The following is a 23,936-nucleotide window of genomic DNA, read 5'->3' as shown; positions in this document are numbered from 1 at the left end:
CGACTCCCCGCCACCGACCGCTGCGTCAGAGCAGCGAGCGCAGGACCGGGACCAGGCCGTCGTCGTCGACGTGGCCGGTGACCTCGTCGGCTGCGACCTTGACCTCGTCGGGTGCGTTGCCCATCGCCACCCCACGGGCCGCCCACTGGAGCATCTCGAGGTCGTTGCGCTGGTCGCCCACGGCGACGGTGTGCCGCGGGTCGATGTCGAGCTGGCGGCGCAGGATCTCCAGGGCCGAGCCCTTGGAGACACCTTCGGGGTTGAGGTCGAGCCAGGCGCTGAACCCGACCGCGTAGTTGACGCCGTGCAGGCCGATCCGCTCGGTCAGGGCCAGGAAGTCCTCCGCGGTCCCGCTCGGGGAGCGGAAGGTCACGCGCGTCACGGGCTCGGCGACCAGCTCCTCCCACGGCACGACCGTGAGCTCGCCCTGCAGCTCGCCGTCGGGGAACGGCGCACTGAGCTTGAACCCGACACCGAGGTCCTCCACCGCGATCACCGCGTCGGGCCACTGGCCGCGCAGGAGGGTGAGCGCTGGTGCGGGGTCGAACGTCACGGCCTCGATGACCTGGAATCCCTTGTCGTGCGCGGGATCCAGCTCGAGGGTGACCGCACCGTTGGAGCACACGACATACCCGGTCCTGATCCCCAGCTCCTCGAGGATGAAGGTCGTCGCGGGGATGGACCGTCCGGTCGAGATGATCACGTGGTGGCCCGCGGCGACCACTGCGTGCACGGCCTCGCGCACCGCGGGGGACAGCACGCCGGCATGGTTGATCGTCGTGCCGTCGACGTCGAGCGCGACGAGGTGAGGGTGGACCATGGGCCCGAGCCTACGGAAGGCGCACGTGCTGCGGCCCGAGGTCCGAGATCTGGCGCGCGCCGAGCAGGGCCATCGTACGTCGCGCCTCGGTGGCCAGGATGTCAGCGGCCCGCTGCACGCCCGCCTCGCCACCGGCCATCAGCCCGTAGAGGTAGGCGCGGCCGACCATGACGCTGCTGGCCCCGAGCGCGACGGCCGCCACGACGTCGGCCCCGGACATGACACCGGTGTCGAGCATGATCTCGGCGTCGTCACCGAGGGCCTCCCGGACGTCGGGGAGCAGGCGCAGCGGCACCGGGGCACGGTCGAGCTGGCGGCCACCGTGGTTGGACAGCACGATGGCGTCGACACCGGCGTCGACCACCATCCTGGCGTCGTGCACGGTCTGGACCCCCTTGATGATGAGCGGCCCGTCCCAGACCGAGCGCACCCACTCCAGGTCGGCCAAGGTCATCGTCGGGTCGAACAACGCGTTGAGCAGCTCGGCCACCGTCCCGTCCCACGACGCCAGCGAGGCGAACGTCAGCGGCTCGGTGGTGAGCAGGTTCGCCCACCAGCTCGGGTGCAGCGCCGCGTCGGCGACGGTCTTGACGGTCAGGGCGGGCGGGATGGAGAAGCCGTTGCGGACGTCGCGCAGCCGGGCGCCCGCGACGGGGACGTCGACGGTGAGGATGAGTGCCTCGTACCCCGCCTCTTTGGCGCGGCGCATGAGGTCCTCACCGGCGCTGCGGTCCTTCCAGACATAGAGCTGGAACCACTTGCGGGCGTCCGGGGCTGCCGCGGCAACGTCCTCGATCGAGGTCGTGCCCATCGTCGAGAGGGCGTACGGAATGCCGACGCGGTCGGCCACGCGGACCACCGCGCGCTCTCCCTCGTGCTGCATCATCCGCGTGAACCCGGTGGGGGCGAAGGAGAACGGCAGGGACGAGGGCTTGCCGAGGAAGGTCGTGGAGAGGTCGATGTCCGAGACGTCCTGCAGGATCGCCGGGTGGAACTCCAGGCCGGCAAAGGTCTGCCGAGCCCGCCGCAGGCTGATCTCACCCTCGGCCGCACCGTCGGTGTAGTCGAAGACCGAGGTGGGCGTGCGTCGCTTGGCGACCCGCCGCAGGTCGGCGATGGTCAGGGCGGCGTCGAGGCGGCGCTTCCTCGGGTCGAGCTCGACGGGCTTGGGTCGCAGGAGCGGCTTGAGCTCGGACCACTTGGGCAGCTGGCGATCACTCATCGCCTTGACGCTACAGCGGTCCTACCGACCCCGCCGCCCGGGACCACCGAGGTCGGCGGTCTTTCGCGCGGGCCGGTTCACCCGCCCTACAGCCTCCAGCCGTTCGGCCGTTCGGGGCGCCGTCGGCTCGGGCGCGGCGCCCTCCTCGGACGCGCGGGGCGCCGTCGGCTCGGGCGCGGCGGCCGGCTCGGGTATGGGGGCCGGCTCGGGTACGGGGGCCGGACCGGGCGCGGGGGCCACCCCCAGCACGGCGTCCACCTCCGAGTCGGTCAGCACCCCGGAGGCGCTGGAGACAGCCGCCATCACCTCACCGAGCAGCACGATCTCTGCCGCGAGGTCGCCGTCGTCGAGGAGGCCCACCCCTCCAGCCTTGACCTGCGCGGGCCCCACGAACATGGCCCACTCGGGCCCCCTCACCACCAGATGGTCGTACGACCACCAGCGTGCGAGGGACTACACGGCGGACTACCTGACGGGCTCGAGCACCTCGAGGCCGAGGAACGGCTGGAGCGCCTTCGGCACGACGACGGAGCCGTCGGCCTGCTGGTGATTCTCGAGGATGGCGACCATCCAGCGGGTCGTGGCGAGCGTGCCGTTGAGCGTGGCGACGGCTCGCGTGCCCTGGCCGTTCGGGTCCCGCTCACGGGTGTTGAGGCGCCGCGCCTGGTAGGTCGTGCAGTTCGAGGTGGAGGTGAGCTCGCGGTAGCGGCCCTGGGTCGGGACCCACGCCTCGCAGTCGAACTTGCGGGCCGCCGGACCGCCGAGGTCACCGGCCGCCGTGTCGATGACGCGGTAGGGCACCTCGATCTTGGCGAGCATCTCCTTCTCCCAGCCGAGCAGCCGCTGGTGCTCCGCAGCGGCGTCCTCGACCCGGCAGTAGGTGAACATCTCGACCTTGTGGAACTGGTGCACGCGGATGATGCCGCGGGTGTCCTTACCGTGCGACCCCGCCTCGCGGCGGTAGCAGGCCGACCAGCCGGCATACCGCTTCGGGCCGGCGGACAGGTCGAGGATCTCGTCGGCGTGGTAGCCCGCGAGCGCCACCTCTGAGGTGCCGGTGAGGTAGAGGTCGTCGGCCTCGAGGCGGTAGACCTCGTCGCCGTGCTTGTCGATGAAGCCGGCCCCGGCCATCACGTCGGCCTTGACGAGCGTCGGCGTGATCATCGGGGTGAAGCCGTGCTCGACGGCCTGGGCGATGCCCATGTTGAGCAGGGCCAGCTCGAGCCGGGCACCGACGCCGGTGAGGAAGTAGAACCGCGAGCCGCCGACCTTGGCACCGCGCTCCATGTCGATGGCCGCGAGCGACTCACCGAGGGCGAGGTGGTCCTTGGGCTCGAAGTCGAACTCCGGCAGGTCGCCCACGGTCTCGAGCAGCGTGTAGTCGTCCTCGCCGCCGACCGGCACGCCGTCCTCGACGATGTTGCCGATCTGGCGGATGAGCTCGCCGAGCGTCGCCTGCGCGGTGTCGGCGTCGGTCTGCAGCTGCTTGACCCGGGCCGAGATCTCCTTGGTCTGCGCGAGCAGCGCCTGCTTCTCCTCTCCCTGGGCCTGGGCGACCTGCTTGCCCATGGACTTCTGCTGGGCGCGCAGCTGCTCGAACTCCGTCAGGGAGGAGCGGTGCGTCGCCTCGGCAGCCAGGATCGCGTCGACGATCCCCTCGTCCTCACCACGGGCGCGCTGCGAGGCGCGGACGCGGTCCGGGTCCTCGCGCAGGAGCTTGATGTCGATCACGGCGTCAGCCTACCGAGCGCCCGCCATCCGATTTCCCGTTGGCTCCCGGGGCGGGCGGGCGGGCGGCGGGACCGGGGGGAACCGACCACGGCGCGATACCCCGTTGCCTCATCGGGTCCGCGGGCTCGATCCTTGCCGTATGCCGTCCGCCGCCACCCTGGGTGCCTTCGCCGTCGCCGCCACCGCGCTGATCCTCCTGCCCGGTCCGGCCATGCTGTTCCTCATCTCGCGGGGCATCGGGCACGGCAGCCGACGTCTCGCCGTCGCCTCGATGGCCGGGATCGAGACCGCGACCGCCCTCATGGTGGTCGCGACGGCCTTCGGGCTCTCCGCGGTCATCAGCTCCTCGGTCCTGGCGTTCTCCGTCGTGAAGTACGCCGGCGCGGCATACCTGCTCTGGCTGGCGGTTCGCGAGCTCCGCAGCAAGGGGCACTTCGCCCTGCAGCGGGTGCCGGTCACCACCTCACGCCGCGCGTTCGGCGACGCGTTCCTCGTCGGCATCTCCAACCCGAAGACCGCGGTCTTCTTCGTCGCGTTCTTCCCGCAGTTCCTGCACCGGGGGTCCGGACCGATCTGGTCGCAGGTGCTCGTGCTCGGCGCGGTGTTCGTGGTCATCGGCGCGGTGTTCGACAGCGTGTACGCCCTCAGCGCCGGGAGCATCGGCCGCTGGCTCGGCCGCCACCCGCGGGCCGTCGAGCGGCAGAAGTACGTCTCCGGCTCGATCTTCCTCGTCATGGGTGGGGCCGCGGCCCTCACCGGCCAGCCCAGCAGCACCTGACCCGCCCACTCAGCACAGGTTGCTGCCGCAGACCCAGGTTGCACCCTGCCCCTCCGGCAGCAACCTCTGCTAGCAGAGGTTGCTGCCGTAAGAGGGGGGAAGGGGGGAAGGTGGGCCAGAGCGCCGGGGAGGGCGAGAACGGGGTCAGGCGGGGGGCAGTCTGGGGTCAGGGGCGAGGACGGGTCACCCCGACGTCGACGAGGTGGTGGGCGAGGTCGTGCAGGAAGTACCGGCCGAGCGACTCGACCGTGAACGCCGACCCGTTGCTGCGGGTCCCTCGTCGCGTCCACTGGTCGGCCCCGACGGAGCGGAAGCGGGCGGCCACCTCGTCGGCAGCCGCCGAGACCTCGTGGCGGACCACCGACGGGTCCTGCGCGCCATACCGCTCCTGCACGGCGGTCTCGTCCTGGTCCCAGTCGGGGAAGGCCGGGTCCTCCTGCTCGAGCATGAGCTGGAGGCGCCCGCCGAAGACCCGGCAGACGTCGCGGACGTGGCAGGCGTACTCCAGCGGCGACCACACGCCGGTCGTGGGCCTGCTCGTCGCGTCGTCGCGAGCCAGCACCGCCTGCCACGGGCTCGTGAGCTCGGTCGTCAACCCGGCGATCGACTCCCGAGCCACCGACCCCGCGTCGAACCCGCACTCGGGACACGGCCGCTCGAGCGTCCAGGTCCAGTCCTTGGTGTCCGGGTCGACAGTGTCCGGGTCGACGGTGTTCGGGTCGACGGCGTCCGACTCTGCTCGCATGCCGCCACCGTAGGGATCGCGCGACCCCATGGGCAGCCCGTCCTGTGCCATCCGCCGAGCAGATCCTGCCGATCCCGAGGTCGACCCGGCGACCTCCCTCCTGACCCTCTGACCAGTGCAGAAACCCTTCCGGGCCCGTCGCCGGGCGTCGTCGCCACGGCCTCCCGGACGGGCAGCGATCGGCCCCCTACCGTGCTGTAACGTCGGCCCGTGCTCCACGACCACTCCGGCTGGATCGCCCTCGCGGCGATCGTCATCGTCATCCTCCTCGCCCTCGGTGTCGCGGGCTGGGCAGGGATGCGTGGCGGCAGCTCCGGAGGCTCCCACCGAGGACGCCGGTGGCGGCGCCGCCCCCACCGCAACGAGTTCCGTCCGGAGGGCACCGTGTCCGAGTCACCCACGCGTCGCGCAGCGATCATCATCAATCCCACCAAGTTCGACGACCTGGCCGCCGTCAAGCAGCAGATCTCCAAGCAGTCGCACTCCCTCGGCTGGTCCGAGCCGTTGTTCATCGAGACCACGGCCCAGGACACCGGGCAGGGGCAGGCCCGCGAGGCCCTCGAGCGGCAGGTCGACCTGGTCTGCCCCCTCGGCGGCGACGGCACCGTTCGCGCGGTCGGCGAGGTGCTCGCCGGCACCGACACCCCGATGGGGCTGCTGCCCGGGGGGACCGGCAACCTGCTGGCCCGCAACCTCGGCCTGCCCGTCGACGACCTCGACGACGCGCTCCGCGTCGCCCTGACCGGCCAGAACAAGCGCGTCGACGTCGGACGCATCACCATCGACCAGTCCGGCGAGCACGAGCGTCCCGAGCAGCACATCTTCCTCGTCATGGCCGGGCTCGGCTTCGACGCCGCGATCATGGCCGACGCCCCGGAGGGCCTCAAGGCCAAGGTGGGTCCGGCGGCATACGTCGTCTCCGGTGCCCGCAACCTGCGCGGACCCCAGTTCCGGGTCCGGATGAAGATCGACGACCAGGAGGAGTTCTCCCGTCGTGCCCGCACCGTCGTCATCGGCAACTGCGGCAAGCTCCTCGGCGGACTGGTGCTGATGCCCGAGGCGGAGGTCGACGACGGCATGCTCGACACCATCATCCTCTCGCCCCAGGGCGTCGTGGGCTGGGCGGCCGTCGCGGCGCGCATCGCCTCCAAGAAGCGCAAGGGGCACAAGCGCGTCGACCACTACACGAGCGAGACGGTGCGCATCCGCGCCGACCGCCCGCAGGAGGTGCAGATCGACGGCGACACCCTCGGCAAGGCCCGGGCCATCAACGCCGAGATCGTCCCCGGCGCCCTCGTCGTCCGCGTGGGCTCCCCGAGCTGATGTCGACCTCGACGGCGTCCGCGACGACCCCCACCCGGAGGCGGCTGCTCCGCCTCGGGCGTGGGGCGCTCGCGATGGTGCTGTTCGCGGTGCCGTTCGTGCTGATCGGGTTCGCGGTGCGGCAGAAGTTCGACCCCCTGGTCCACCTCGACCAGACGATCGCCGAGCACGCGACCGACGTCACCCGGTCGGTCGGAGCGGGCCCCGCCCTCATCGTGCTGCAGGCGGTGAGCCAGCCGTGGGTGCTCTACATCGTGGCCACCCTCGTGTGCGTGTGGGCGTGGCTCGTCAAGGGGCTGCGCAACCGCGCGCTGTGGGCGTTCGTCACGATGATGGTCGGCTGGAACCTCGCCCTGGACGCCAAGCTGCTCGTGCAGCGGGCCAGGCCGGTCATCCACGACCCGATCTCGCACGCACCCGGCTTCTCGTTCCCCTCGGGGCACGCCGCCAACGCCGCGATCATCGCCACGACCATGGTGTTCCTGCTGTGGCCGGTGCTCTCGCACGGAGGGCGGCGGGTGGCCGTCACCCTGGCCGTCGTCGGGGCCTTCGTGGTGGGTTTGGACCGCATCTTCCTGGGGGTGCACTTCATGTCCGACGTGCTCGCCGCGTGGATTCTCGGCGTGGGCACTACGTTCTCCTCATGGCAAGGATTCATAGGCAGAACTTCACCGACCTCCTCAGCAGGGCCATCGCACCCGGCGTAGTCGTCTGGGGCGCGATCGTCGGCTTCGGGCTCCTCATCACCGGACCGCTCACCGGGCTGTCCAAGAGCGAGGAGACGGTCAACAAGACCCTGGCGTCGGACCGCACGCCCACGTGGAACCAGATCACCATGCTGTGGTCGCACGTCGGCAACACCGAGTACGTCATCGCGGTGTGCATCCTCGTCGCCATCATCATCTTCTGGCGTACCAAGGACCTGCTGTTCAGCCTCGTCCCGGTCATCGCGATCTCGTTGCAGGCCACCATCTTCGTGTTGGCCACCCTCGTGGTCGGCCGCCCCCGACCGCAGGTCAGCCACCTCGACCCGGCTCCCCCCACGTCGAGCTACCCGAGCGGGCACGTCGGGGCGTCGACGGCGCTCTACCTCACCTTCGCCCTGATGGCGACGCGGATCGAGCGCACCTGGCTGCGGGTGACGACGATGGTCGTGTGCCTGGCGCTGCCGCTGCTGGTCACCTTCGCCCGGCTCTACCGCGGCATGCACCACGTGACCGACGTCAGTGTCGGTATGGCCAACGGGATCATCTGCGCCGTCCTCGCCTACTCCTGGTGGAAGGCCACCCGCAAGGACGAGGTCGGCTCCCGCGTGAAGGACGCTGCGTTCAGCCGGAGCTGACTCCCGGCCGTCTGACCGTCGGTCGACTGGCTCCCGGCCGTCAGGCTCCCGGCCCACTGGCTCCCCGCCGTCACGGGTGCACGGCTCCGGTCGCGGTGGGAGTATCGGCAGGTGCCCGAGCCGACGCCCCACCGCGTGCAGACGATCTCCTACCCGGCCTCCGACGCCCGCACTCCGCGGGGGGAACTGGAGAAGGCCGAGCCGCACGTCGTCGTGCTGTTCGGGGCCACGGGTGACCTCGCCCGGCGCAAGCTGTTGCCCGGGCTCGCCCACCTCGCTGCGTCCGCGCTGGCGCCGGCGATCCGCGTGATCGGGACGTCGCTCGAGGAGATGAGCGACGCGGAGTTCCGAGACTTCGCCCGCACCGCCGTCGAGGAGTTCGGCAGCCACCGGCTCACCCCGGAGCAGTGGGACGCGTTCGACGACCACCTCGTCTACGTCCCGCAGTCCGCAGGTCCCGGCGCCCTGGCCGAGGCGGTGGCCCACGCGGAGAAGCAGCTGGGCGATGACGCGCTCCGGCTGCACTACCTCTCGGTCCCGCCCAAGGCTGCGGTCGCGGTCATCGCGATGCTGCGGGACGCAGACCTGGTGGAGCGCTCACGCGTCGTCATGGAGAAGCCGTTCGGCACCGACCTCGAGAGCGCGATCGCGCTCAACGACGAGGTGCACCAGACGTTCGACGAGAGCCAGATCTTCCGGATCGACCACTTCCTCGGCAAGGAGGCGGCCCAGAACATCCTGGCCTTCCGTTTCGCCAACGGCCTGTTCGAGCCGATCTGGAACCGCAACTTCATCGACCACATCCAGATCGACATCCCCGAGACGCTCGGCCTGGACCAGCGCGCCAACTTCTACGAGGCGACCGGCGCCTACAAGGACATGGTCGTCACGCACCTGTTCCAGGTGATGGCGTTCGTCGCGATGGAGCCGCCCACCGCGCTGGAGCCGCGGGCGATCTCCGAGGAGAAGAACAAGGTCTTCAGGTCACTGCTGCCGATCGAGCCCTCGGACGTCGTGCGCGGCCAGTTCGCCGGGTACACCGGACTCGACGGGGTGCCGGCCGACTCCGACACCGAGACGTTCATCGCGCTCAAGTGCGGCATCGACAACTGGCGCTGGGCCGGGGTGCCGTTCTACCTGCGCACCGGCAAGCGGATGGCCGAGGGGGCGCGCATCATCTCGATCGCCTTCAAGGAGGCGCCCCGGTCGATGTTCCCCGCGCACTCCGGTGTCGGGAACGCCGGGCCCGACCACCTGACCTTCGACCTGGCCGACGAGTCCAAGGTGTCCCTGTCGTTCTACGGCAAGCGCCCGGGCCCCGGCATGCGGCTGGAGAAGCTGTCGATGCAGTTCTCCACCAGGGAGACGGAGCGGGCTCGCGACGTCCTCGAGGCCTACGAGCGGCTGATCCTCGACGCCATGCGCGGCGACCACACGCTGTTCACGACGGCGGAGGGCATCGAGTCGCTGTGGGACCGGTCGACTCCACTGCTGGAGGACCCACCCGAGGTGAAGTCCTACCCGCCGGGCACCTGGGGTCCGAACGCGGTCCACCAGCTCATCGCCCCGCACGCCTGGCGCCTGCCGTTCGAACGCGTCTGGCGCGAGAAGTAGGTCGGGGGTCAGGCGCGCAGGGAGCGGAGCCAGGTGCGGGCCTCGCCGAACGCCTCGTCGGTCGTGTGCGGCGTGACGCGGACCGCCGTGCCGTGCGCCGCGGGATAGCTGCCGAGGAACCGCACCTCCGCGCAGACCCGCTTGAGCCCGAGCAGCGCCTCGCCCACGCGCTCGTCGAGGACGTGGCCCTCGATGTCGATGGAGAAGCAGTAGCTGCCCATCGACGCCTTGGTCGGGCGTGACTCCAGCCGCGACATGTTGATCCCGCGGACCGCGAACTGCTCCAGCAGCTCGAGCAGGCCACCGGCGTGGTCGTCGCGCTGGAACAGCACCAGCGTCGTCTTGTCGGCCCCCGTGCGCTCCGGCAGGGCGCCCGGTCGCGCGACGAGCACGAACCGCGTCACCGCCGACCGGTTGTCCCCGATGTCCTCGGCAAGCACCTCCAGCCCGTGGTTGCGGGCAGCGACGGGGGCGCAGACGGCGGCCTGGTATGCCGCCTGCTCACCACCGGCGCCGGCCAGCCCGGCCGCCGCGGCGGCGGTCGACAGGGTCGGGACGTAGGTCGCCTCAGGGAGGTTCGCGTCCATCCAGCCGCGGACCTGGGCCCAGGCGTGGGAGTGGGTGCCGACCGCGCGGACGTCGGTGCGCGCCATACCGGGTCGGGCGGCGAGCACGAAGGTGATGGGGACGAGCACCTCGGCGACGACGACGAGCGGGTCGCCGCTGGCGAGGGCGTCGAGGGTCGCACTGACACCGCCCTCGACCGAGTTCTCGATGGGCACCATCGCGCCGTCGACCTCCCCGGCCCGCAGGAGGCCGAGCGCTGCATCGACCGAACCGCACGGGCGGTGGTTCGCGCCGGCGGACGGGGCCCAGGCGTCGAGCGCCATCTGGGTGAAGGTGCCCTCCGGGCCGAGGTAGGCGTAGGTGCGAGCGGTGTCGGACTGGTCGTCGGTCATCGTCAGGCCTTCTGGGATCCGGTGCGGGCGGCAGCCAGCGCCTGCTGCTCCTCGGGCGTCAGGGTCGCGTCGGAGCCGCCACCCACGATCCCCTTGGCGTACGTGCGGGACTCGCCGCGGGCGTGGATGGCGGAGAAGACCAGGCCGTCACCGCGGTCGTCCACCACTGCCGCGCTGAAGGACAACCGGCCGCCCATGTCACCGAACGCGTCGTACCGCACGACCGCGACGTGGCGCAGGGTCTGCGCGATGTCGGCTCGCAGGGCCGCCAGGTCACCGGTGCCGACGGGACGCTGCCCCTCGATGACGCGAACCTCCGCCCGGGCCCGGCCGGCCTGCAGGACTGCGAGCGCAGCGACCGCCAGCGCCAGGACGGCGACGACGAGCGCGACGAGGGTCAGGGCGGAGTCGGACACCCCGGAAGCGTATTGGGGCCGCGCCGATACAGTCGACGCCGATATGGAATTCAGCATCGTCACCGCCGCCATCGTCTTCGGCGCGATCTTCCTCGTGGAGCTCCCCGACAAGACCTTCATCGCCACCCTCGTGCTGGCCACCCGGTTCCGGCCGCTGTTCGTGTGGATCGGGGTGTCGCTGGCGTTCCTCGTGCAGACCCTCGTCGCCGTCTCGGTGGGTGGGCTGCTCGCCCGGCTGCCGCGGACCCCCGTGGAGGTCTTCGCCGCAGCGATGTTCCTCATCGGCGGCGTGCTGCTGCTGCGCGGGGCGTCCAAGGCCGACGAGGAGGAGGCCGAGACCGTCGAGGAGTTCTCCCACAAGGGTGCCGCCACGGCGGTCGGGCTCAAGGCGATCGGGGTGTCGTTCGGCGTGCTGTTCCTCGCCGAGTGGGGCGACCTGTCGCAGATCCTCACGGCGACCCTGGTGCTGCGCTACCACGACCCGCTCTCGGTGTTCGTGGGTGCGTTCCTCGCCCTGGTGACCATCTCGGGGCTGGCGACCATCCTCGGCCGGGTGCTGCTGTCCCGGGTGAAGCTCGCGACGATCCGCCGCGTCGGCGGTGGCGTCTGCCTCCTGCTGGCCGCCGTCACCGCGCTGCAGATCGTCGGCGTCTTCGGCGGCTGACCCCGCCCAAGCACCGTCGAACGGCTCGCCGAAAGGTGGCGCGTTGCCCTTTCCCGGGTACGGGAAGGGACCGATCGCCACCCTTCGCCGACGAGGAGGGTATGCGGGTCGCCCGCGTGCTGCGCGGATCCGGTCAGCCGGTGACCCGGTTGACCGGCTCGCCTGCAGCGAAGGCGAGGACCTGGTCGACGGCCGTGTCGTAGAGCGAGGCGAGGACGTCCCACTCGACGTAGCCCAGGTGCGGTGTGGCCGTGACGCCGGGCAGGGCGAGCAGCGGGTCGGCCGCGTCGAGCACGGGCTCGGTGTCGAACACGTCGACCGCGGCCCGACCCGGACGCCCGGCGCCGACGGCGGCCGCGAGCGCGCCCGGCTCGACCAGTCCCGCCCGTGAGGTGTTGACGAACAACGCATCCGGCTTCATCAGCGCCAGGTCGTCAGCGGTGACGATGCCGCGGGTGTCGTCGTTCAGCGGCAGGTGCACCGTCAGGACGTCTGCCTCGGCGAAGAACGCCTCCCGGCTGCTCGCCACGTCGTACCCCGCCGCACGCGCGCGCTCCTGCGAGCCCGAACGTCCCCAGCACACGACCCGCATGTCGAACGCCCGGCCGACCGCAGCGACCCGGCTGCCGATCCGGCCGAGGCCGTAGACGCCCAGCGTCCTGCCCTCCACCGAGGTGCCGACGGACCCCTGCCACCGGCCTGCCCTCAGCCGGGCGACCTCGTCGGGCAGGTGGCGCAACGACGAGAGGATCAGCCCCCAGGTCAGCTCGGCCGTGGTCGCCGCCGACCCCGCTCCCCCGGCACAGACCGTGACCCCACGCCCGGCCAGGGCCTCGAGGTCGAGGTGGCCGGTGTTGCGGCCCGTCTGGCTGACCAGGCGCACGGTGTCCAGGCCCTCGACGACGGGGCGCGGCAGGTGCGTCCGCTGCTGCAGCAGGATGACCGCGTCGAACCCGCTCAGCCGCTCGACCAGGTCGGCGCCGGTCACCGAGTCGGCGAACGTCACGACCTCGTGGTCGGCCAGCCGTCGCGCGGCCTCGAGCTGGTCGAACGCGGACTGGTAGTCGTCGAGGACGGCGACCCTCACCGGGCCTCCACCGCCGGGCGGTCTGCAGACCCGTCGGAGACGTCGACCGAAGGATCGGCAGACCCGTCGGGGGCATCGACCGCGTGGTCCGCGCCCAGCTGGTCCGCGCCCCGCTGGTCCGCGACCTCCGCACCCGGGGCGCTGTCGCGCAGTACGGCCTCGGGCAGGTGCAGCGCCCACCACAGCAGCGCGAGGGCGAGCAGCGAGCCGAAGGTGTCGGCGTTCTGCAGGATCCGCCCCGGCCAGCGCGGCCAGTGCGGCTGGTTGAGCCAGGAGATGCCCCACCACGGCATCCGGCAGAGGAAGAAGGCGGTGAGCACGCCAGCGGCCCACAGCCGGCGGCGGTCACGCCACGGCTCGGCCCCCAGGATCGCGAACACCACGACGACCATCCAGTGCAGGTGGTGGATCCAGGCGACCGGCGAGAGCAGCACGGCCATCAGCCCGACGGCGGCGACCTCGCTGATGGAGTCGCCGGCGAGGTAGGCGCGCCGGGCCAGGGAGTAGCCGACGAACCCGACGACAGCCACGAGGGCGAGCCACAGGACGTTGCCCGCGAGGCCGTCCGGGCCCACCCGCAGGAGGAACCCGCGGATGCTCTGGTTGGACGTGCCGGCGTTGGGGCCCAGGCGGGTGGGGTCCTGCAGCGCGCCACCCCAGAACGCGAACGACGCCTCGGGCAGCAGCAGCCACGAGCCCACCGTCACGGCGACAGCGGTCCCGACGGCGGTCGCGGCCTCCTTCCACCGGCGGTTGATCAGGTAGTGCACGACGAACACGCCCGGCGTGAGCTTGATCGACATCGCGAGCCCGACGAGGACACCCGGCGGTATGCGGCGCAGCACGCCCGGGCGCGGACGGCGCAGGTCCATCAGGCAGGCCAGCACCATGAACGCGTTCACCTGGCCGAACCGCAGGCCGTCGGACACCGGGTGCAGCCAGAGCATCGGGGCGGTGAGCAGGGCCAGGGTCAGGGGGGCGAGCCGTCCGGTGCGGTGGATCAGGCGCCACCCGGCGTACCAGACGATCGCCGTCGTGGCCGCGACCTGCGCGATCGTCCACAGCCAGCCGATGACGCCGAACGGCACCAGTGCCAGGGGGACGGCGATGATGGCCGCGAACGGCGGGTAGGTGAACGGCAGCAGCTGGGGGGACTCGGTCATCGCCGAGTAGATGGGGCGACCGGTGAGGATCGACACCCCGGCCTCGCGGTAGACCTCGACGTCGACCTGCCACTGGTCCAGGGGCCAGAAGACGAGGTAGCGCAGCACCGGGACGGCGGCGGCGAGGGCGATGACGAGGATCCCCACCGACCAGCGGGTCCGCGCCGACCACGACGAGAAGCGGGTGGCCGCCCGGTCACCAAGGGCCCGCCACCGCCGGGTGCGGCTGCCGGGGCGTGCCGCAGGGCGGGTCGTCGTCGTCACGCCCCCATTCTTGCGCGTGTCCCGACCCGTAGCCTGTACCGGTGACCCGCCGCGCCCTGCTCTGCCTCTTCGGCCTGCTCGCGACCGTGTCGGCGGTGTTCCTCCCGGCTGCTGCCAGCAGCGCCGCGGCCGTCTCCGCGACCATCTCCGCGACCCACTCCACGACCGTCCCTGCGGCCCCGGCGGTCGCCGACGGCAACCCCGTCATCCTCGTGGGCACCGGTGGGCTGACCTGGAGCGACGTCGACGAGAAGGCCACGCCGGCCCTGTGGTCGCTGCTGCGGGACGGCTCGACGGCCGCGCTGTCGGTGCGTTCGGTGTTCACCAACACCTGCCCGGTCGACGGCTGGCTGAGCCTCTCGGCCGGCAACCGTGCCGCCGCGGCCGGCCCCGGGAAGGGCGGCGACCGGTCCACCACCGACCCGTGCCCGCCGGTCCCCGTCGTCGACAGCGGGGTCGTCCCCGGCTGGAACGGCTACGTGAAGTCGGCGACCGACAAGAAGTTCGACTCGACCCTCGGGACCCTGGGCGAGACCCTCGCCTCCAACAAGCAGTGCATCCAGGCGGTCGGCCCCGGGGCCGGGGTCGGGGCGGCCTACCGGTCCGGCGCGGTGCCGCGCTACGCGCCATACGACCCGGCCGAGCTCACCGGGCTGCTCTCGGCGTGCCGCGTCACGCTCGTCGACGTCGGCTCGCTGCGTGACCCGGCCGACCTGCCCAAGGGCGAGACCGCTCCCGCCGGCGCCGGATCGCGCACGCAGCAGGCCGAGGCCATCGACAAGCGCATCGGCCAGGTGCTGGCGGCGGCACCGAGCGGCTCGGACGTGGTCGTGGCCAGCCTCTCCGACGCCGGGGCGAGCGAGCGGCTGCGCCTCGTCGCGGCGAAAGGTCCGCACTACGGGCCGGGCACCCTGACCTCGAAGTCCACCCGCCAGCCCGGTCTGGTGCAGGCGGCCGACCTCACCGTCACCATGCTCAACGCCGCGGCCGTGCCGGTGCCCACGGGTCTCGGTGGCGCGACGCTGACCCGCGGGTCCGCCGACGCCAACTCCGGCACCGCCGCGGCCGACCGGTTGCGCGGTCTCATCGACTTCGACGAGGCCAGCCACGAGGTGCACTCGCTCGTGCCGCCGTTCTTCAACGCGGTCGTCTACACCCAGATCGCGATCTACCTGTTCGCCGCCCTGGTGTGGCGCCGCGACTTCGGGTCCACGGAGCTGCGGCTGCGCATGCTGCGGATCACCCGCCGGGTGGCCATCGTCGCGGCGACCGTGCCGGCCGCGACCTTCCTCGCCAACCTCGTCCCGTGGTGGCGCTTCCCGGTGCCGATGCTCGCGATCACCGCCTCCGTCGGGGTGTTCGTCGCGATCATCTCCGCCATCGCCTTCCTCGGTCCGTGGGGGCGCCGCCTGACCGGCCCGCTCGCTGCCGTCTCCCTGGCCACGCTGCTCGTCCTCGGCGGCGACATCATGCTCGGCGGCCGCCTGCAGATCTCCTCCCTGATGGGCCTGCAGCCGGTCGTGGGTGGACGGTTCTACGGCATGGGCAACGTGACCTTCGCGCTGTTCGCCACCTCGGCGATCCTGCTCTGCATCGCCGTGTCCAGCTACTTCGTCAAGCGGGGTCAGCCGCGTCGGGCAGCCGTGGCCACCGTGCTCATCGGTCTCGCGGCGGTCGTCGTCGACGGCTACCCGGGGTGGGGTGCCGACGGTGGCGGCCCGCCGGCCCTCCTGCCCGGCATCGCCTACCTCGTCCTGGCCATCCTCGGCATCACCATGACGTGGAAGCGCGGCGCCCTGATCGCCGGCGTGACGGTCGGCCTGTTCCTGCTCGTCGGGTTCCTCGACTCGCTGCGCGCCACGGAGAACCAGTCGCACCTCGGCCGCTTCTTCGACTCCCTCTTCACCGGGGGCGCGTGGGACATCGTCAGCCGCAAGCTCGAGCAGAACATCTCGATCCTCTTCGGCAACTACCGCCTCGCGCTGCTGGTCCCGATCGCCCTGGTGTTCGTCATCTACATCCTCGCCCGGCCCACCTCGTGGGGGTCCCGGGCCCTCGAGCGGTCGTATGAGGCGTGCCCGACGCTGCGGCCCGGCCTGATCGCGCTGCTCGTCATGCTCACCATCGGCTTCGCCATCAACGACTCCGGCGTGGCCATCCCGGCCAACGGCGCCATCATCGCGGTCCCGCTCATCATCGCGGTGAGCGTCAGGGTGCTGGAGGACGAGGCGCGCTCGCTCTCACGGACCCGCGCCTCGCGGCGAGGCTGAGCCACACCCACACGGCCAGCACGGCATACGGCACCACCCGCCGGCGCACACCGAGGGTGAGGTGCTCGACGGTCTTGGACATGCCGACGACTCGGCCGGGGACGTAGGCGACGGCCATCGCGGTCAGCCGGCCCAGCAGCAGCAGGTCGACGACGCCGGGGGCCAGCACCGGCAGGGCGACCCAGGCCAGCAGGTCGTACCACGGCAGGGAATAGGGCGCCGCGAGCGTGTAGGCGGAGCTGAGGACCACGACCCAGCGGGCCGCGGTGCCGATCGTCGTGGCGGGCGCGAGGCCGCGGGTCAGCCGCGCCAGCAGGACGAGGAAGACGACGGCGAGCAGCACCGACGCCCAGGAGATGAGGTCACGGACGGTGCCGGCGGCCACCGCTCCACCGGCGAGCCGGTCGAGGAGCAGGCGCCAGGGCGTCGCCAGCGAGATGGACCGACGCGCCCGTTCGAGCTGGTCGAAGACGTGCGGCCCGGCCCACAGGTGCAGCGGCACCGCGACGAGGAGCGCCCCGACCGCGAGGAGCAGCGCCCGTCGCCAGAACCCGCTCCGCTCGTGCACCCACCACCCGACCAGCAGCGCGACCCCGGCGATGCCGAAGGTGATCTTGGTGGACACCGCCAGGCCGCCGACCAGGCCGGCGGCGAACGGGCTCCTCGCCGCCAGCACGAGGGCGGCGAGCGCGAGCGCGGCCGCGAGGAGGTCGACGTGCGCACCGAGGACGCCGATGCCGAAGACGAGGGGGTTGAGGGTCCAGAGGGTGTCGACCCGGGCCCGATCCGCGCCTGCACGCAGCAGCAGGAGCCGGACGAGCAGCCAGGCCGCGACGACCAGCAGCTGCCACACCCAGACGGTCTGGCGCAGGTTGGCGCCCCCGACCACGGAGGCGAGGGCCTGCAGCGCGGTCGCGAACGGCCCGTAGATGCTGACCGTCCCGGTCCACGGCGGTTCGACCGCGCTGGTCACCGGGTCGGAGGCCGACCACGCGTCGGGGGCGGTGAAGTAGGGGTCACCACCCTGGGCGGCGATGCGACCGTACGCCGCGTAGTTCGTGTGGTCGGCCGAGCCGAACGGTCCGGTGAGCAGGGCGGCCACGCCCAGCAGCAACGGCCAGCCCCAGCCCGACCACCGAGCGGCGTGCCGCGTCGCGACGACCGCCGCGTCCCTTCCGGCGGCGAGGAGCCGCAGCAGGACGCCACTTCCACCGAGCAGGTATGCCGCCCACACCAGGGCGGTGACCAGCGCCGAGGACGGTGCCCACGCGAGGTCACCCGGCGCCCAACCTCGCGGGCCGAGCCCGGGCTTGGCGGCGCTGGGGCCGGCGACGCCGACGAGGAGCAGCAGGGCGAACGACAGTGCGACCGCAGCCGTCCCCGCCCGTGCGCGCACCGAGTTCCCCATGAGGTGCAGTGTGGTTCAGCGCAGGCCGCGTCGCGCCCGGCGACGCGCCAGCGCCAGCGCGACGTCACGGTACTGCCGGGCCCGGTGCAGCTGGCTGCGCCAGTCCTTGCCGGTCACCCGATGGTGCAGCTCGCAGGGGACCTCCTCGACGCGCAGCCCCGCGAGCAGGACGTCGACGGTCAGCCCGACCTCCACGCCCCACCCCCGCGCCAAGGGGGTCGCCGCGTCGAACGCGGGCCGCGAGATGCACCGCATACCGGACAGGGGCTGGACCGCGGAGAACCCGGTGAGGTCCTCGATCCCCTTGCGCGCCAGGCGGACGACGAACCCGCGCCCGCCACCTGCGGTCTTCTGCGGCGGCAGGGTGGCGATGGTCATGTCGGCGCGGCCCTTGAGCACCGGGGGCACGAGCACCCCGAGGTTCGCCGCGGAGGCCTCGAGGTCGCCGTCGACGAACAGCAGCGGTCGAGGAGCGTCGCCGCCCTCGACCCCCTCGTGGCGGGCGACGTAGTCGGCGCCGGTGGCCATGGCGGCCGCCTTGCCACGGTTGCGGGCGTGCCGCGCCACCTCGGCGCCGGCCTCCCGGGCCAGCTCGGCCGTCGCGTCGGTGCTCCCGTCGTCGATGACGACGACCAGGTCGACCCCCGGTATGGCGCGGACGGCCGCGACCGTGGCCGCGATCCGGTCCGCCTCGTCCTTGGCGGGGATGATGGCGGCGACGCCGGGAGCGGTCATCTCAGCGGGCCGTCGTCAGCGGAGGGTGACCTGGCGGCTGAGCAACCCGGACCTGGCCCGGCGCTCGTCCGCGGTGAGCGAGTCGGTGGCGGCGACGGCCTTGGCGTAGCGCTCCATGAACTCGCCGAGCGGGCCCTCGTAGTCGGCAGAGGTCTTCTCGGGCTCCAGGTCCCAGACCGGCACGAGCAGGCCGCAGGCGCGGAAGGCGCCGAGCAGCCGGGTCGGGCCGCCGAGGCCGCTCTCGCTGGCGGCGTGCAGGCGGGCGAGGGCGTCGGTCGCGGTGTCCTCGTCCTGCGGGAGCACCAGGCGGATGTGGGTGCGCTCGCCGATCCGGCACCAGTAGGCCGAAGGGGCGGCGTCCATCTTGACGGTGGGGATGACCGACTCGTTGGCCCGCTCGAGCGAGGACTTCGCGTCGTCGTCGAGCTCGCTGTCGCCGACCCAGAAGTCGAAGCCCTCGTGGACGGTGACCTCGAACGGGGCACCGGTGTCGAGGAGGTCCTGCAGGCGCGGGCTGTCGGCGGTGGCCGACGGGGTCGAGGCGATCGGCGTGCCCTTCTCTGCCGTGGCGGCGGCGATCAGGGAGCCGGCCAGGTCGCGGGAGGCGTCGCCGGAGACCGAGCCGGACTGGGTGCCGAAGAAGACGGTGCCGTCGGCACGGTGCAGGCCCGGCCACGCCATCGGCAGGACGGTCGCCACGGTCACGTCGGAGGGGGCACCCTCGGGGGCCTTGCCCTTGGCGAACGACACCGAGGCCGTCGCGGCCGGGAGGATCTCGCGCATGGCGACCCAGTCGGTCTCGTTCGGCAGGCCCTCGAAGGGCCGTGAGACGAAGGGTGCCGGCTCGACCCTCGTGCGTGCTGCCTCGGTGGAACCCTGGTCTGCGCCGTGCTTGCGGCGCCGCGATGCCTTACCCATGGCGCAAACCCTAGTGGGCGCTGCAGTGGGCCCGGCGTCAGCGGCTGCGGCGACGGGAGGGCCCGCCGACGGAGGCCCAGACGGTGCAGCCGTTGCGGTCCTCGGTCACGCCCCACTCGTGGGCGAGCGAGCGCACGATGCGCAGTCCGCGACCCGAGGGCGCCCAGATCGTGCGTGGCGCGGGGCGTGGGGTGCTGTCGCCACCGCCGTCGGTGACCTCGACCTCGACGACCCCGGACTTGACCTTCCAGTGGACCCGGAGGTTGCCGTCGGAGAGCGGGCGGGCGTGGCGCACGGCGTTGGAGACGAGCTCGGAGATGACGATCTCGGCCTCGTCGACGACGTCGGCCTCCACCTCGCGGGAGGCGAGGTCCTCGACGAGGACCTTGCGCACCTGCGAGACGCTCGTGGCGCGCCACGCGACCCGGATGGTCCGGGAGGAGTCGGTCCCGGACCTGCCCTGCGACACCGTCGCGGACCGCACGGGGCGGTCGGGGTGGGGTGCTGCGGTCATGACGTGCCCAGATCCCCTCGTTTGCGACCGATTGGCACGGAGACTATCGAGTCCCACGCACAGCGTCGAGCACCGCGGCGGGATGGTTGCTGATGATGGCGTCCACGCCGAGCTCGAGGCACAGCTGCACGTCCGCCGGTTCGTCGACGGTCCACACGTAGACCTCGTGACCGCGACGGCGCTGACGGGCCACGGTCTCCGGCCACCGGCGCACGATCTTGATGTCGAGACCGATCGCGTTCACCCCGCGGGGCAAAGACCCGTCCCGGAACCGCAGGGGCACCGAGTCCTCCACGAGGAGCACTGCCGGCACGTCGGGACACAGCTGGCGCATCCGCTGGACCGCCAGCTGGGAGAACGACATCACCCGCACCCAGTGCTGCCCTGGCCGCCGTGGCCCGTCGAGGCCGAACTCCTTGAGCACCTTGGCCAGCTGGCGCTCGACCAGCCCGGCGTAGCGCGTCGGGTGCTTGGTCTCGATGACCATGCCGATGGGACGGTCGCTGGCGGTCACCATGGTGAGCAGCGCCCGCAGGGTGAGCAGCATGTTGCGGTCGCGGTCGGGCAGCTCGAGGTCGCCACCGTGCGCGTCCTTCCACGAGCCCCAGTCGAGGCCCTCGAGCTCGGCCAGCTCCAGCGTCGAGACGCTGCCCCGGCCGTTGGAGGTGCGGTTGACCCGTCGGTCGTGGACGCAGACCAGGTGGGAGTCGGCGGTCAGCCGGACATCGCACTCCAGGGCGTCGGCGCCCTCCTTGATCGCCCGTCGGTAAGCCGAGAGCGTGTGCTCCGGCTCGGCGAGGCTGGACCCGCGGTGGGCGATCACCAGGGGGGTGGGACGGGACACAGCTGAGGGCCGCACGGAGACGGCGTCGTCGAGCACGCCACCATGGTTCCACACCGGGCCGAGTCCCCGGCAAGGACTCACATGAAGGAGGAGTGGCGCGTTCCATGGCTGTGAACCTCCCCGCCTTCCAGGTCCTCGTCGACGCCCACTGGCGTGACGTCGCCCGCCTCGCCCACGCCCTGGCCGGGCCGGTCGACGGCGACGACGTCGCCCAGCAGGCGTGGACCCAGGCCCTGGCGGCCTACCCGTCGCTGCGTTCGGCGACCAACCTGCGCGGCTGGCTGCTCACCATCACGCACCGCTGCGCCATGGACGCCCACCGCGGTCGTGGTCGCCGGGCGGTCCCCCACGACGACCCCGCGTCCCTGTCCACCCGTGAGCCGGCCGCCCCAGCAGCCGACACGCACCTGCCCGACGCGCCGTTGTGGTCCGCGGTCGACGCACTGCCCCCGCGGCAGCGCGAGGCCGTCGTCCTCAAGTACGTCGTCGACCTCGACCACCCGACCATCGCCGCCGCGCTGGGCTGTTCGCCCGCGATGAGCCGGCGCCTGGTCAGCGACGCCCTTGCGACGCTGCGAAAGGACCTCCCATGAACGACGCCACAGATCCCGCCGCAGCCCTGGCCGGCTGGGCACCCTCGCTGCGTCCGCCCGTGCTCGCCGCGAGTGACGTCTCGTACGTCGTCGAGGACACCGTCATCGGCCGGATGCTCTTGGCCCGCAAGGACTCTGGCGCCATGGTCGCGACCGCGTTCATCGGCACCAACGAGGACGAAGACGCCGTCCTGGCCCGCCTCGCATCCAAGGTCTCCCCACGGATCCTGCGCCAGCCGCGCGAGCTCGACGAGGCGCGGCGCCAGCTGGACGACTACCTCGCCGGGCGCACCCGGGGCTTCACGCTGCACACCGACCTCGCGCTGGCGTCGGACTTCCAGCGGATCGTGCTGCCCGCGCTGGCCGCGTCGGTCGGGTACGGCACGCGGGCGACGTACGGCGAGCTCGCGGCGCGGGTGGAACGACCCAAGGCGGCCCGGGCCGTCGGGGCGGCGCTGGGCGCCAACCCGCTGTGCGTCGTCCTCCCCTGCCACCGGGTCGTGGCGTCGTCAGGTGCGCTGACCGGGTATGCCGGTGGGTTGACTGCCAAGCGCTTCCTCCTCGACCTCGAGGCGGGGCGGCAGACGTCCTAGGGGGTCAGCGGCGGAGTGTGCGGCGGGCGCTGCTGGAGCTGGGCGGTCAGGGCGTCCACGGCGCGGCGCAGGTCCGCGATCGTGGCCGCGTGGGCGTCGCGGTACAGGTCCACGGTCACCGAGCCACCCGGCTCCAGGGCAGCACGCTTGACCTCGGACAACGTGGTCGCGCCCTGCTGCTGGACGGCGTTGGCCAGCTCCGCCTCGGTCATGCCCAGCCGGCGCAGGGCGTGGCGATCGACCACCCCGTCGGTGACCACCTCGGTCGCCTTGCCGCTGAGGATCCACGCCACCCGGGGGCTGTGCATCGACCAGTGGTCGAGGGCTGCGTTGAAGCCCACCAGGACCACCGCGCCGATCAGGCCACCGAGCAGCGAGTTGTCCGGCCCGATGATCGCGTTCTGCACGACGTTGCTCAGCAGCAGGACGACGACGAGGTCGAGCGAGTTCATCTGCGCGAGCAGCCGCTTGCCGGCGACGCGGATGATGACGCCGATCCCGAGGTAGATGACCACGGTGCGGATCACCTTTTCCAGCACCGGCATCTGCAGGTCGAACAGGTCGTTCGCGATGCCGGTCGGGGCGGCGGCGACGACGTGGGTGAGGACTGCAGGGACGTGCTGGATCATCGGGGCTCCTCGGGTCGGTCGCCCTCAAGGTAACCGTGCCGGGCCCCACGCGCGCCCCACTTCGTCCCGAGCTCAGCCCGCATTCAGCTGGCACGCAAAGCGAGGGAAGAGATCATCCTGTCGCGCGCGATGTTCCCCCTCAGGCGAAGGGATCGGTGACCTTCCGGAGCTCGGCCAACGTGGCATACAGCTGCTCGGTCCGCTCGCGGCCCAGGTGGGCGACCCACTCGGCCTCGACCTGCTGCTGCACCGGACGAGCCACCGCCACCACCTCGTGGCCCCGGCTCGTCAGCCGGATGAGCCGGGCGCGGGCGTCGGAGGGATCCGGGACCCGTTCGACGTAGCCATTGACCTCCAGCTGGTCGACGAGGAACCCGGCACTCTGCTTGGTGACCTCGGCCGCGGCCGCGAGTTCGGTCAGCCTGGACCCGTCGGAGGCGATCCGCTGGAACACCCTCGCCTGCGCCATGGTCAGCGGGTACCCGGCCGCCACCACGGCCTCAAGGACCCGCACCTCCATGGCGCGGTAGGGGATGAACAGGAGCACGCCGAGCGGTGGGTCTTGCGGAAGTCCGGTCACGGGATCATGATAATCAAGTTCTCTGACTATTCGGGACGTGACGTCATAGGCACGTGACGACGGAGGGGGCGACATGGACGAGGAGACGAGGTGGGCGGCCATCGAGGCCGAGCGGCGCAGCCTGGTCGAGCTGCTCGGCAGCCTGACGCCGCAGCAGTGGGAGGCACAGTCGCTGTGCTCGGAGTGGAGGGTGCGCGATGTCGCCGCCCACGTGGCGATGACGCCGAGCGGATTCTCGGTCGGCACCCTCGCGGTGGGGATGGTGCGGGCCCGGGGCGACGTATGGGCGTTCGGCCGCGACCTGGCCCGCAGGCACGCGGTGCTGCCGACGGGTGAGCTCGTCGCCGAGCTCGACCGCGGCGCCGCCGCTCGGACGATGCCGTTCGTCACCAACCCGCGCAACATCCTGCTGGACGTGCTCGTGCACGGTCAGGACATCGCGGTGCCGCTGGGCGTCGAGCGCCCGATGCCGCTGCCTGCGGCGATCGCCGCGTTCGAGCGGGTGTGGACGATGGGCTGGCCGTTCCACGCGCGTCGCCGGTTGCGCGACTTCCGGCTCGTCGCGACCGACGGCGCGCTCGACATCGGCACCGGCACCCCGGTTGAGGGGCGGGTGCAGGACCTGCTGCTCCTCGCCACCGGTCGGACCGCCGCGGCCGCGGCCCGACTGCGCGGTCCCGGCGTCGAGGCGTTGCCGGCCTGACCGCCGGTACTCGTAGGCTCG

General features: G+C 72.1%; 26 protein-coding genes. 10 read left to right on the top strand and 16 right to left on the bottom strand.

The features are described 5' to 3' along the window. Nucleotides 1–25: 25 nt before the first annotated feature. The 4 genes from ABEG17_RS08945 to serS are packed head-to-tail and all read right to left on the bottom strand — an operon-like array spanning nucleotide 26 to nucleotide 3,773. On the bottom strand, nucleotides 26–820 hold the full coding sequence (locus ABEG17_RS08945; protein ID WP_406832937.1) for an HAD family hydrolase: 795 nt from the start codon (nucleotides 818–820) through the stop codon (nucleotides 26–28). A gap of 10 nt (nucleotides 821–830) precedes the next feature. Continuing rightward, entirely contained in the window at nucleotides 831–2,042 is a 1,212-nt protein-coding gene (locus tag ABEG17_RS08940; RefSeq protein WP_406832936.1) for an alpha-hydroxy-acid oxidizing protein, read from the bottom strand. A 21-nt stretch (nucleotides 2,043–2,063) separates the two neighbouring features. Next, on the bottom strand, nucleotides 2,064–2,459 hold the full coding sequence (locus ABEG17_RS08935) for a hypothetical protein (RefSeq protein ID WP_406832935.1): 396 nt from the start codon (nucleotides 2,457–2,459) through the stop codon (nucleotides 2,064–2,066). A gap of 48 nt (nucleotides 2,460–2,507) precedes the next feature. Beyond that, the gene (serS, locus tag ABEG17_RS08930) at nucleotides 2,508–3,773 is read right to left on the bottom strand and encodes a serine--tRNA ligase (RefSeq protein ID WP_406832934.1); all 1,266 of its coding nucleotides are present in this window, start codon (nucleotides 3,771–3,773) and stop codon (nucleotides 2,508–2,510) included. 139 nt (nucleotides 3,774–3,912) lie between these two features. Here serS and ABEG17_RS08925 point away from each other — a divergent pair, with 139 nt between their 5' ends. Then, nucleotides 3,913–4,551, top strand: coding sequence for a LysE family translocator (locus ABEG17_RS08925; RefSeq protein WP_406832933.1), 639 nt, complete (start codon nucleotides 3,913–3,915; stop codon nucleotides 4,549–4,551). Nucleotides 4,552–4,717: 166 nt separating this feature from the next. Here the strand turns inward: ABEG17_RS08925 and ABEG17_RS08920 are convergent, their stop codons facing one another. Further along, a complete protein-coding gene (locus ABEG17_RS08920; RefSeq protein ID WP_406832932.1) occupies nucleotides 4,718–5,296 on the bottom strand; it encodes a DinB family protein in 579 nt (192 codons plus the stop codon). A 210-nt stretch (nucleotides 5,297–5,506) separates the two neighbouring features. Here ABEG17_RS08920 and ABEG17_RS08915 point away from each other — a divergent pair, with 210 nt between their 5' ends. The 4 genes from ABEG17_RS08915 to zwf all read left to right on the top strand — a co-directional run bounded on the left by ABEG17_RS08915 (nucleotide 5,507) and on the right by zwf (nucleotide 9,575). Next, the gene (locus ABEG17_RS08915) at nucleotides 5,507–6,619 is read left to right on the top strand and encodes a diacylglycerol/lipid kinase family protein (RefSeq protein WP_406832931.1); all 1,113 of its coding nucleotides are present in this window, start codon (nucleotides 5,507–5,509) and stop codon (nucleotides 6,617–6,619) included. Next, on the top strand, nucleotides 6,619–7,326 hold the full coding sequence (locus ABEG17_RS08910; protein WP_406832930.1) for a phosphatase PAP2 family protein: 708 nt from the start codon (nucleotides 6,619–6,621) through the stop codon (nucleotides 7,324–7,326). Before ABEG17_RS08915 ends, ABEG17_RS08910 begins: the two co-directional genes overlap by 1 nt. Then, nucleotides 7,263–7,961: a phosphatase PAP2 family protein gene (locus ABEG17_RS08905; protein ID WP_406832929.1), complete on the top strand. Its 699-nt coding sequence runs from the start codon at nucleotides 7,263–7,265 to the stop codon at nucleotides 7,959–7,961. The genes ABEG17_RS08910 and ABEG17_RS08905 overlap by 64 nt, the downstream gene beginning before the upstream one ends. Before the next feature lie 186 nt (nucleotides 7,962–8,147). After that, the gene (gene zwf / locus ABEG17_RS08900; protein ID WP_406833167.1) at nucleotides 8,148–9,575 is read left to right on the top strand and encodes a glucose-6-phosphate dehydrogenase; all 1,428 of its coding nucleotides are present in this window, start codon (nucleotides 8,148–8,150) and stop codon (nucleotides 9,573–9,575) included. A gap of 8 nt (nucleotides 9,576–9,583) precedes the next feature. On the opposite strand, the gene pheA is transcribed toward zwf, so the two are convergent. Together pheA and ABEG17_RS08890 are read right to left on the bottom strand one after the other, a co-directional pair. Next, the gene (pheA, locus tag ABEG17_RS08895) at nucleotides 9,584–10,534 is read right to left on the bottom strand and encodes a prephenate dehydratase (protein WP_406832928.1); all 951 of its coding nucleotides are present in this window, start codon (nucleotides 10,532–10,534) and stop codon (nucleotides 9,584–9,586) included. 2 nt (nucleotides 10,535–10,536) lie between these two features. Continuing rightward, nucleotides 10,537–10,950: a DUF4446 family protein gene (locus tag ABEG17_RS08890; RefSeq protein WP_406832927.1), complete on the bottom strand. Its 414-nt coding sequence runs from the start codon at nucleotides 10,948–10,950 to the stop codon at nucleotides 10,537–10,539. Nucleotides 10,951–10,993: 43 nt separating this feature from the next. On the opposite strand from ABEG17_RS08890, the gene ABEG17_RS08885 reads away from it, so the two are divergent. Beyond that, entirely contained in the window at nucleotides 10,994–11,614 is a 621-nt protein-coding gene (locus ABEG17_RS08885) for a TMEM165/GDT1 family protein (RefSeq protein WP_406832926.1), read from the top strand. 133 nt (nucleotides 11,615–11,747) lie between these two features. On the opposite strand, the gene ABEG17_RS08880 is transcribed toward ABEG17_RS08885, so the two are convergent. Both ABEG17_RS08880 and ABEG17_RS08875 read right to left on the bottom strand, forming a co-directional pair. After that, nucleotides 11,748–12,701 carry a D-2-hydroxyacid dehydrogenase family protein gene (locus ABEG17_RS08880; RefSeq protein WP_406832925.1) on the bottom strand — a complete coding sequence of 318 codons (954 nt, stop codon included), beginning with the start codon at nucleotides 12,699–12,701 and terminating at the stop codon, nucleotides 11,748–11,750. Then, entirely contained in the window at nucleotides 12,698–14,128 is a 1,431-nt protein-coding gene (locus ABEG17_RS08875; RefSeq protein ID WP_406832924.1) for a glycosyltransferase 87 family protein, read from the bottom strand. The genes ABEG17_RS08880 and ABEG17_RS08875 overlap by 4 nt, the downstream gene beginning before the upstream one ends. Before the next feature lie 41 nt (nucleotides 14,129–14,169). Between ABEG17_RS08875 and ABEG17_RS08870 the strand changes: the two genes are divergently transcribed. Beyond that, nucleotides 14,170–16,398 carry a hypothetical protein gene (locus tag ABEG17_RS08870; RefSeq protein WP_406832923.1) on the top strand — a complete coding sequence of 743 codons (2,229 nt, stop codon included), beginning with the start codon at nucleotides 14,170–14,172 and terminating at the stop codon, nucleotides 16,396–16,398. Here ABEG17_RS08870 and ABEG17_RS08865 read toward each other — a convergent pair. The 5 genes from ABEG17_RS08865 to ABEG17_RS08845 are packed head-to-tail and all read right to left on the bottom strand — an operon-like array spanning nucleotide 16,337 to nucleotide 20,853. Continuing rightward, nucleotides 16,337–17,806, bottom strand: coding sequence for a hypothetical protein (locus ABEG17_RS08865; RefSeq protein ID WP_406832922.1), 1,470 nt, complete (start codon nucleotides 17,804–17,806; stop codon nucleotides 16,337–16,339). The two genes, ABEG17_RS08870 and ABEG17_RS08865, sit on opposite strands and share 62 nt — an antisense overlap. 15 nt (nucleotides 17,807–17,821) lie before the next feature. Next, on the bottom strand, nucleotides 17,822–18,541 hold the full coding sequence (locus ABEG17_RS08860) for a glycosyltransferase family 2 protein (RefSeq protein WP_406832921.1): 720 nt from the start codon (nucleotides 18,539–18,541) through the stop codon (nucleotides 17,822–17,824). Between the two features lie 15 nt (nucleotides 18,542–18,556). Continuing rightward, nucleotides 18,557–19,459 carry a DUF5926 family protein gene (locus tag ABEG17_RS08855; protein WP_406832920.1) on the bottom strand — a complete coding sequence of 301 codons (903 nt, stop codon included), beginning with the start codon at nucleotides 19,457–19,459 and terminating at the stop codon, nucleotides 18,557–18,559. A gap of 37 nt (nucleotides 19,460–19,496) precedes the next feature. Beyond that, nucleotides 19,497–19,973, bottom strand: a complete 477-nt coding sequence (locus ABEG17_RS08850; protein ID WP_406832919.1) for an ATP-binding protein — start codon at nucleotides 19,971–19,973, stop codon at nucleotides 19,497–19,499. Between the two features lie 43 nt (nucleotides 19,974–20,016). Continuing rightward, nucleotides 20,017–20,853, bottom strand: coding sequence for a glycerophosphodiester phosphodiesterase (locus tag ABEG17_RS08845; RefSeq protein ID WP_406832918.1), 837 nt, complete (start codon nucleotides 20,851–20,853; stop codon nucleotides 20,017–20,019). Between the two features lie 68 nt (nucleotides 20,854–20,921). On the opposite strand from ABEG17_RS08845, the gene ABEG17_RS08840 reads away from it, so the two are divergent. Next, nucleotides 20,922–21,410: an RNA polymerase sigma factor gene (locus ABEG17_RS08840; RefSeq protein WP_406832917.1), complete on the top strand. Its 489-nt coding sequence runs from the start codon at nucleotides 20,922–20,924 to the stop codon at nucleotides 21,408–21,410. Next, nucleotides 21,407–22,003 (top strand): methylated-DNA--[protein]-cysteine S-methyltransferase, encoded by a 597-nt coding sequence (locus ABEG17_RS08835; RefSeq protein WP_406832916.1) that lies wholly within the window; start codon nucleotides 21,407–21,409, stop codon nucleotides 22,001–22,003. The genes ABEG17_RS08840 and ABEG17_RS08835 overlap by 4 nt, the downstream gene beginning before the upstream one ends. Here ABEG17_RS08835 and ABEG17_RS08830 read toward each other — a convergent pair. Next, nucleotides 22,000–22,632: a DUF421 domain-containing protein gene (locus tag ABEG17_RS08830; RefSeq protein WP_406832915.1), complete on the bottom strand. Its 633-nt coding sequence runs from the start codon at nucleotides 22,630–22,632 to the stop codon at nucleotides 22,000–22,002. The genes ABEG17_RS08835 and ABEG17_RS08830 overlap by 4 nt on opposite strands. A 139-nt stretch (nucleotides 22,633–22,771) precedes the next feature. After that, the gene (locus tag ABEG17_RS08825) at nucleotides 22,772–23,212 is read right to left on the bottom strand and encodes a MarR family winged helix-turn-helix transcriptional regulator (protein ID WP_406832914.1); all 441 of its coding nucleotides are present in this window, start codon (nucleotides 23,210–23,212) and stop codon (nucleotides 22,772–22,774) included. A 73-nt stretch (nucleotides 23,213–23,285) separates the two neighbouring features. On the opposite strand from ABEG17_RS08825, the gene ABEG17_RS08820 reads away from it, so the two are divergent. Continuing rightward, nucleotides 23,286–23,915: a maleylpyruvate isomerase family mycothiol-dependent enzyme gene (locus ABEG17_RS08820; protein WP_406832912.1), complete on the top strand. Its 630-nt coding sequence runs from the start codon at nucleotides 23,286–23,288 to the stop codon at nucleotides 23,913–23,915. Nucleotides 23,916–23,936: the final 21 nt, after the last annotated feature.

This window comes from Pedococcus sp. KACC 23699 (assembly GCF_045348425.1).
Taxonomy (GTDB): Bacteria; Actinomycetota; Actinomycetes; order Actinomycetales; family Dermatophilaceae; genus Pedococcus.
Note: the sequence above shows the minus strand (reverse complement) of the source record. Positions and strands in the feature narration are given on the sequence as shown.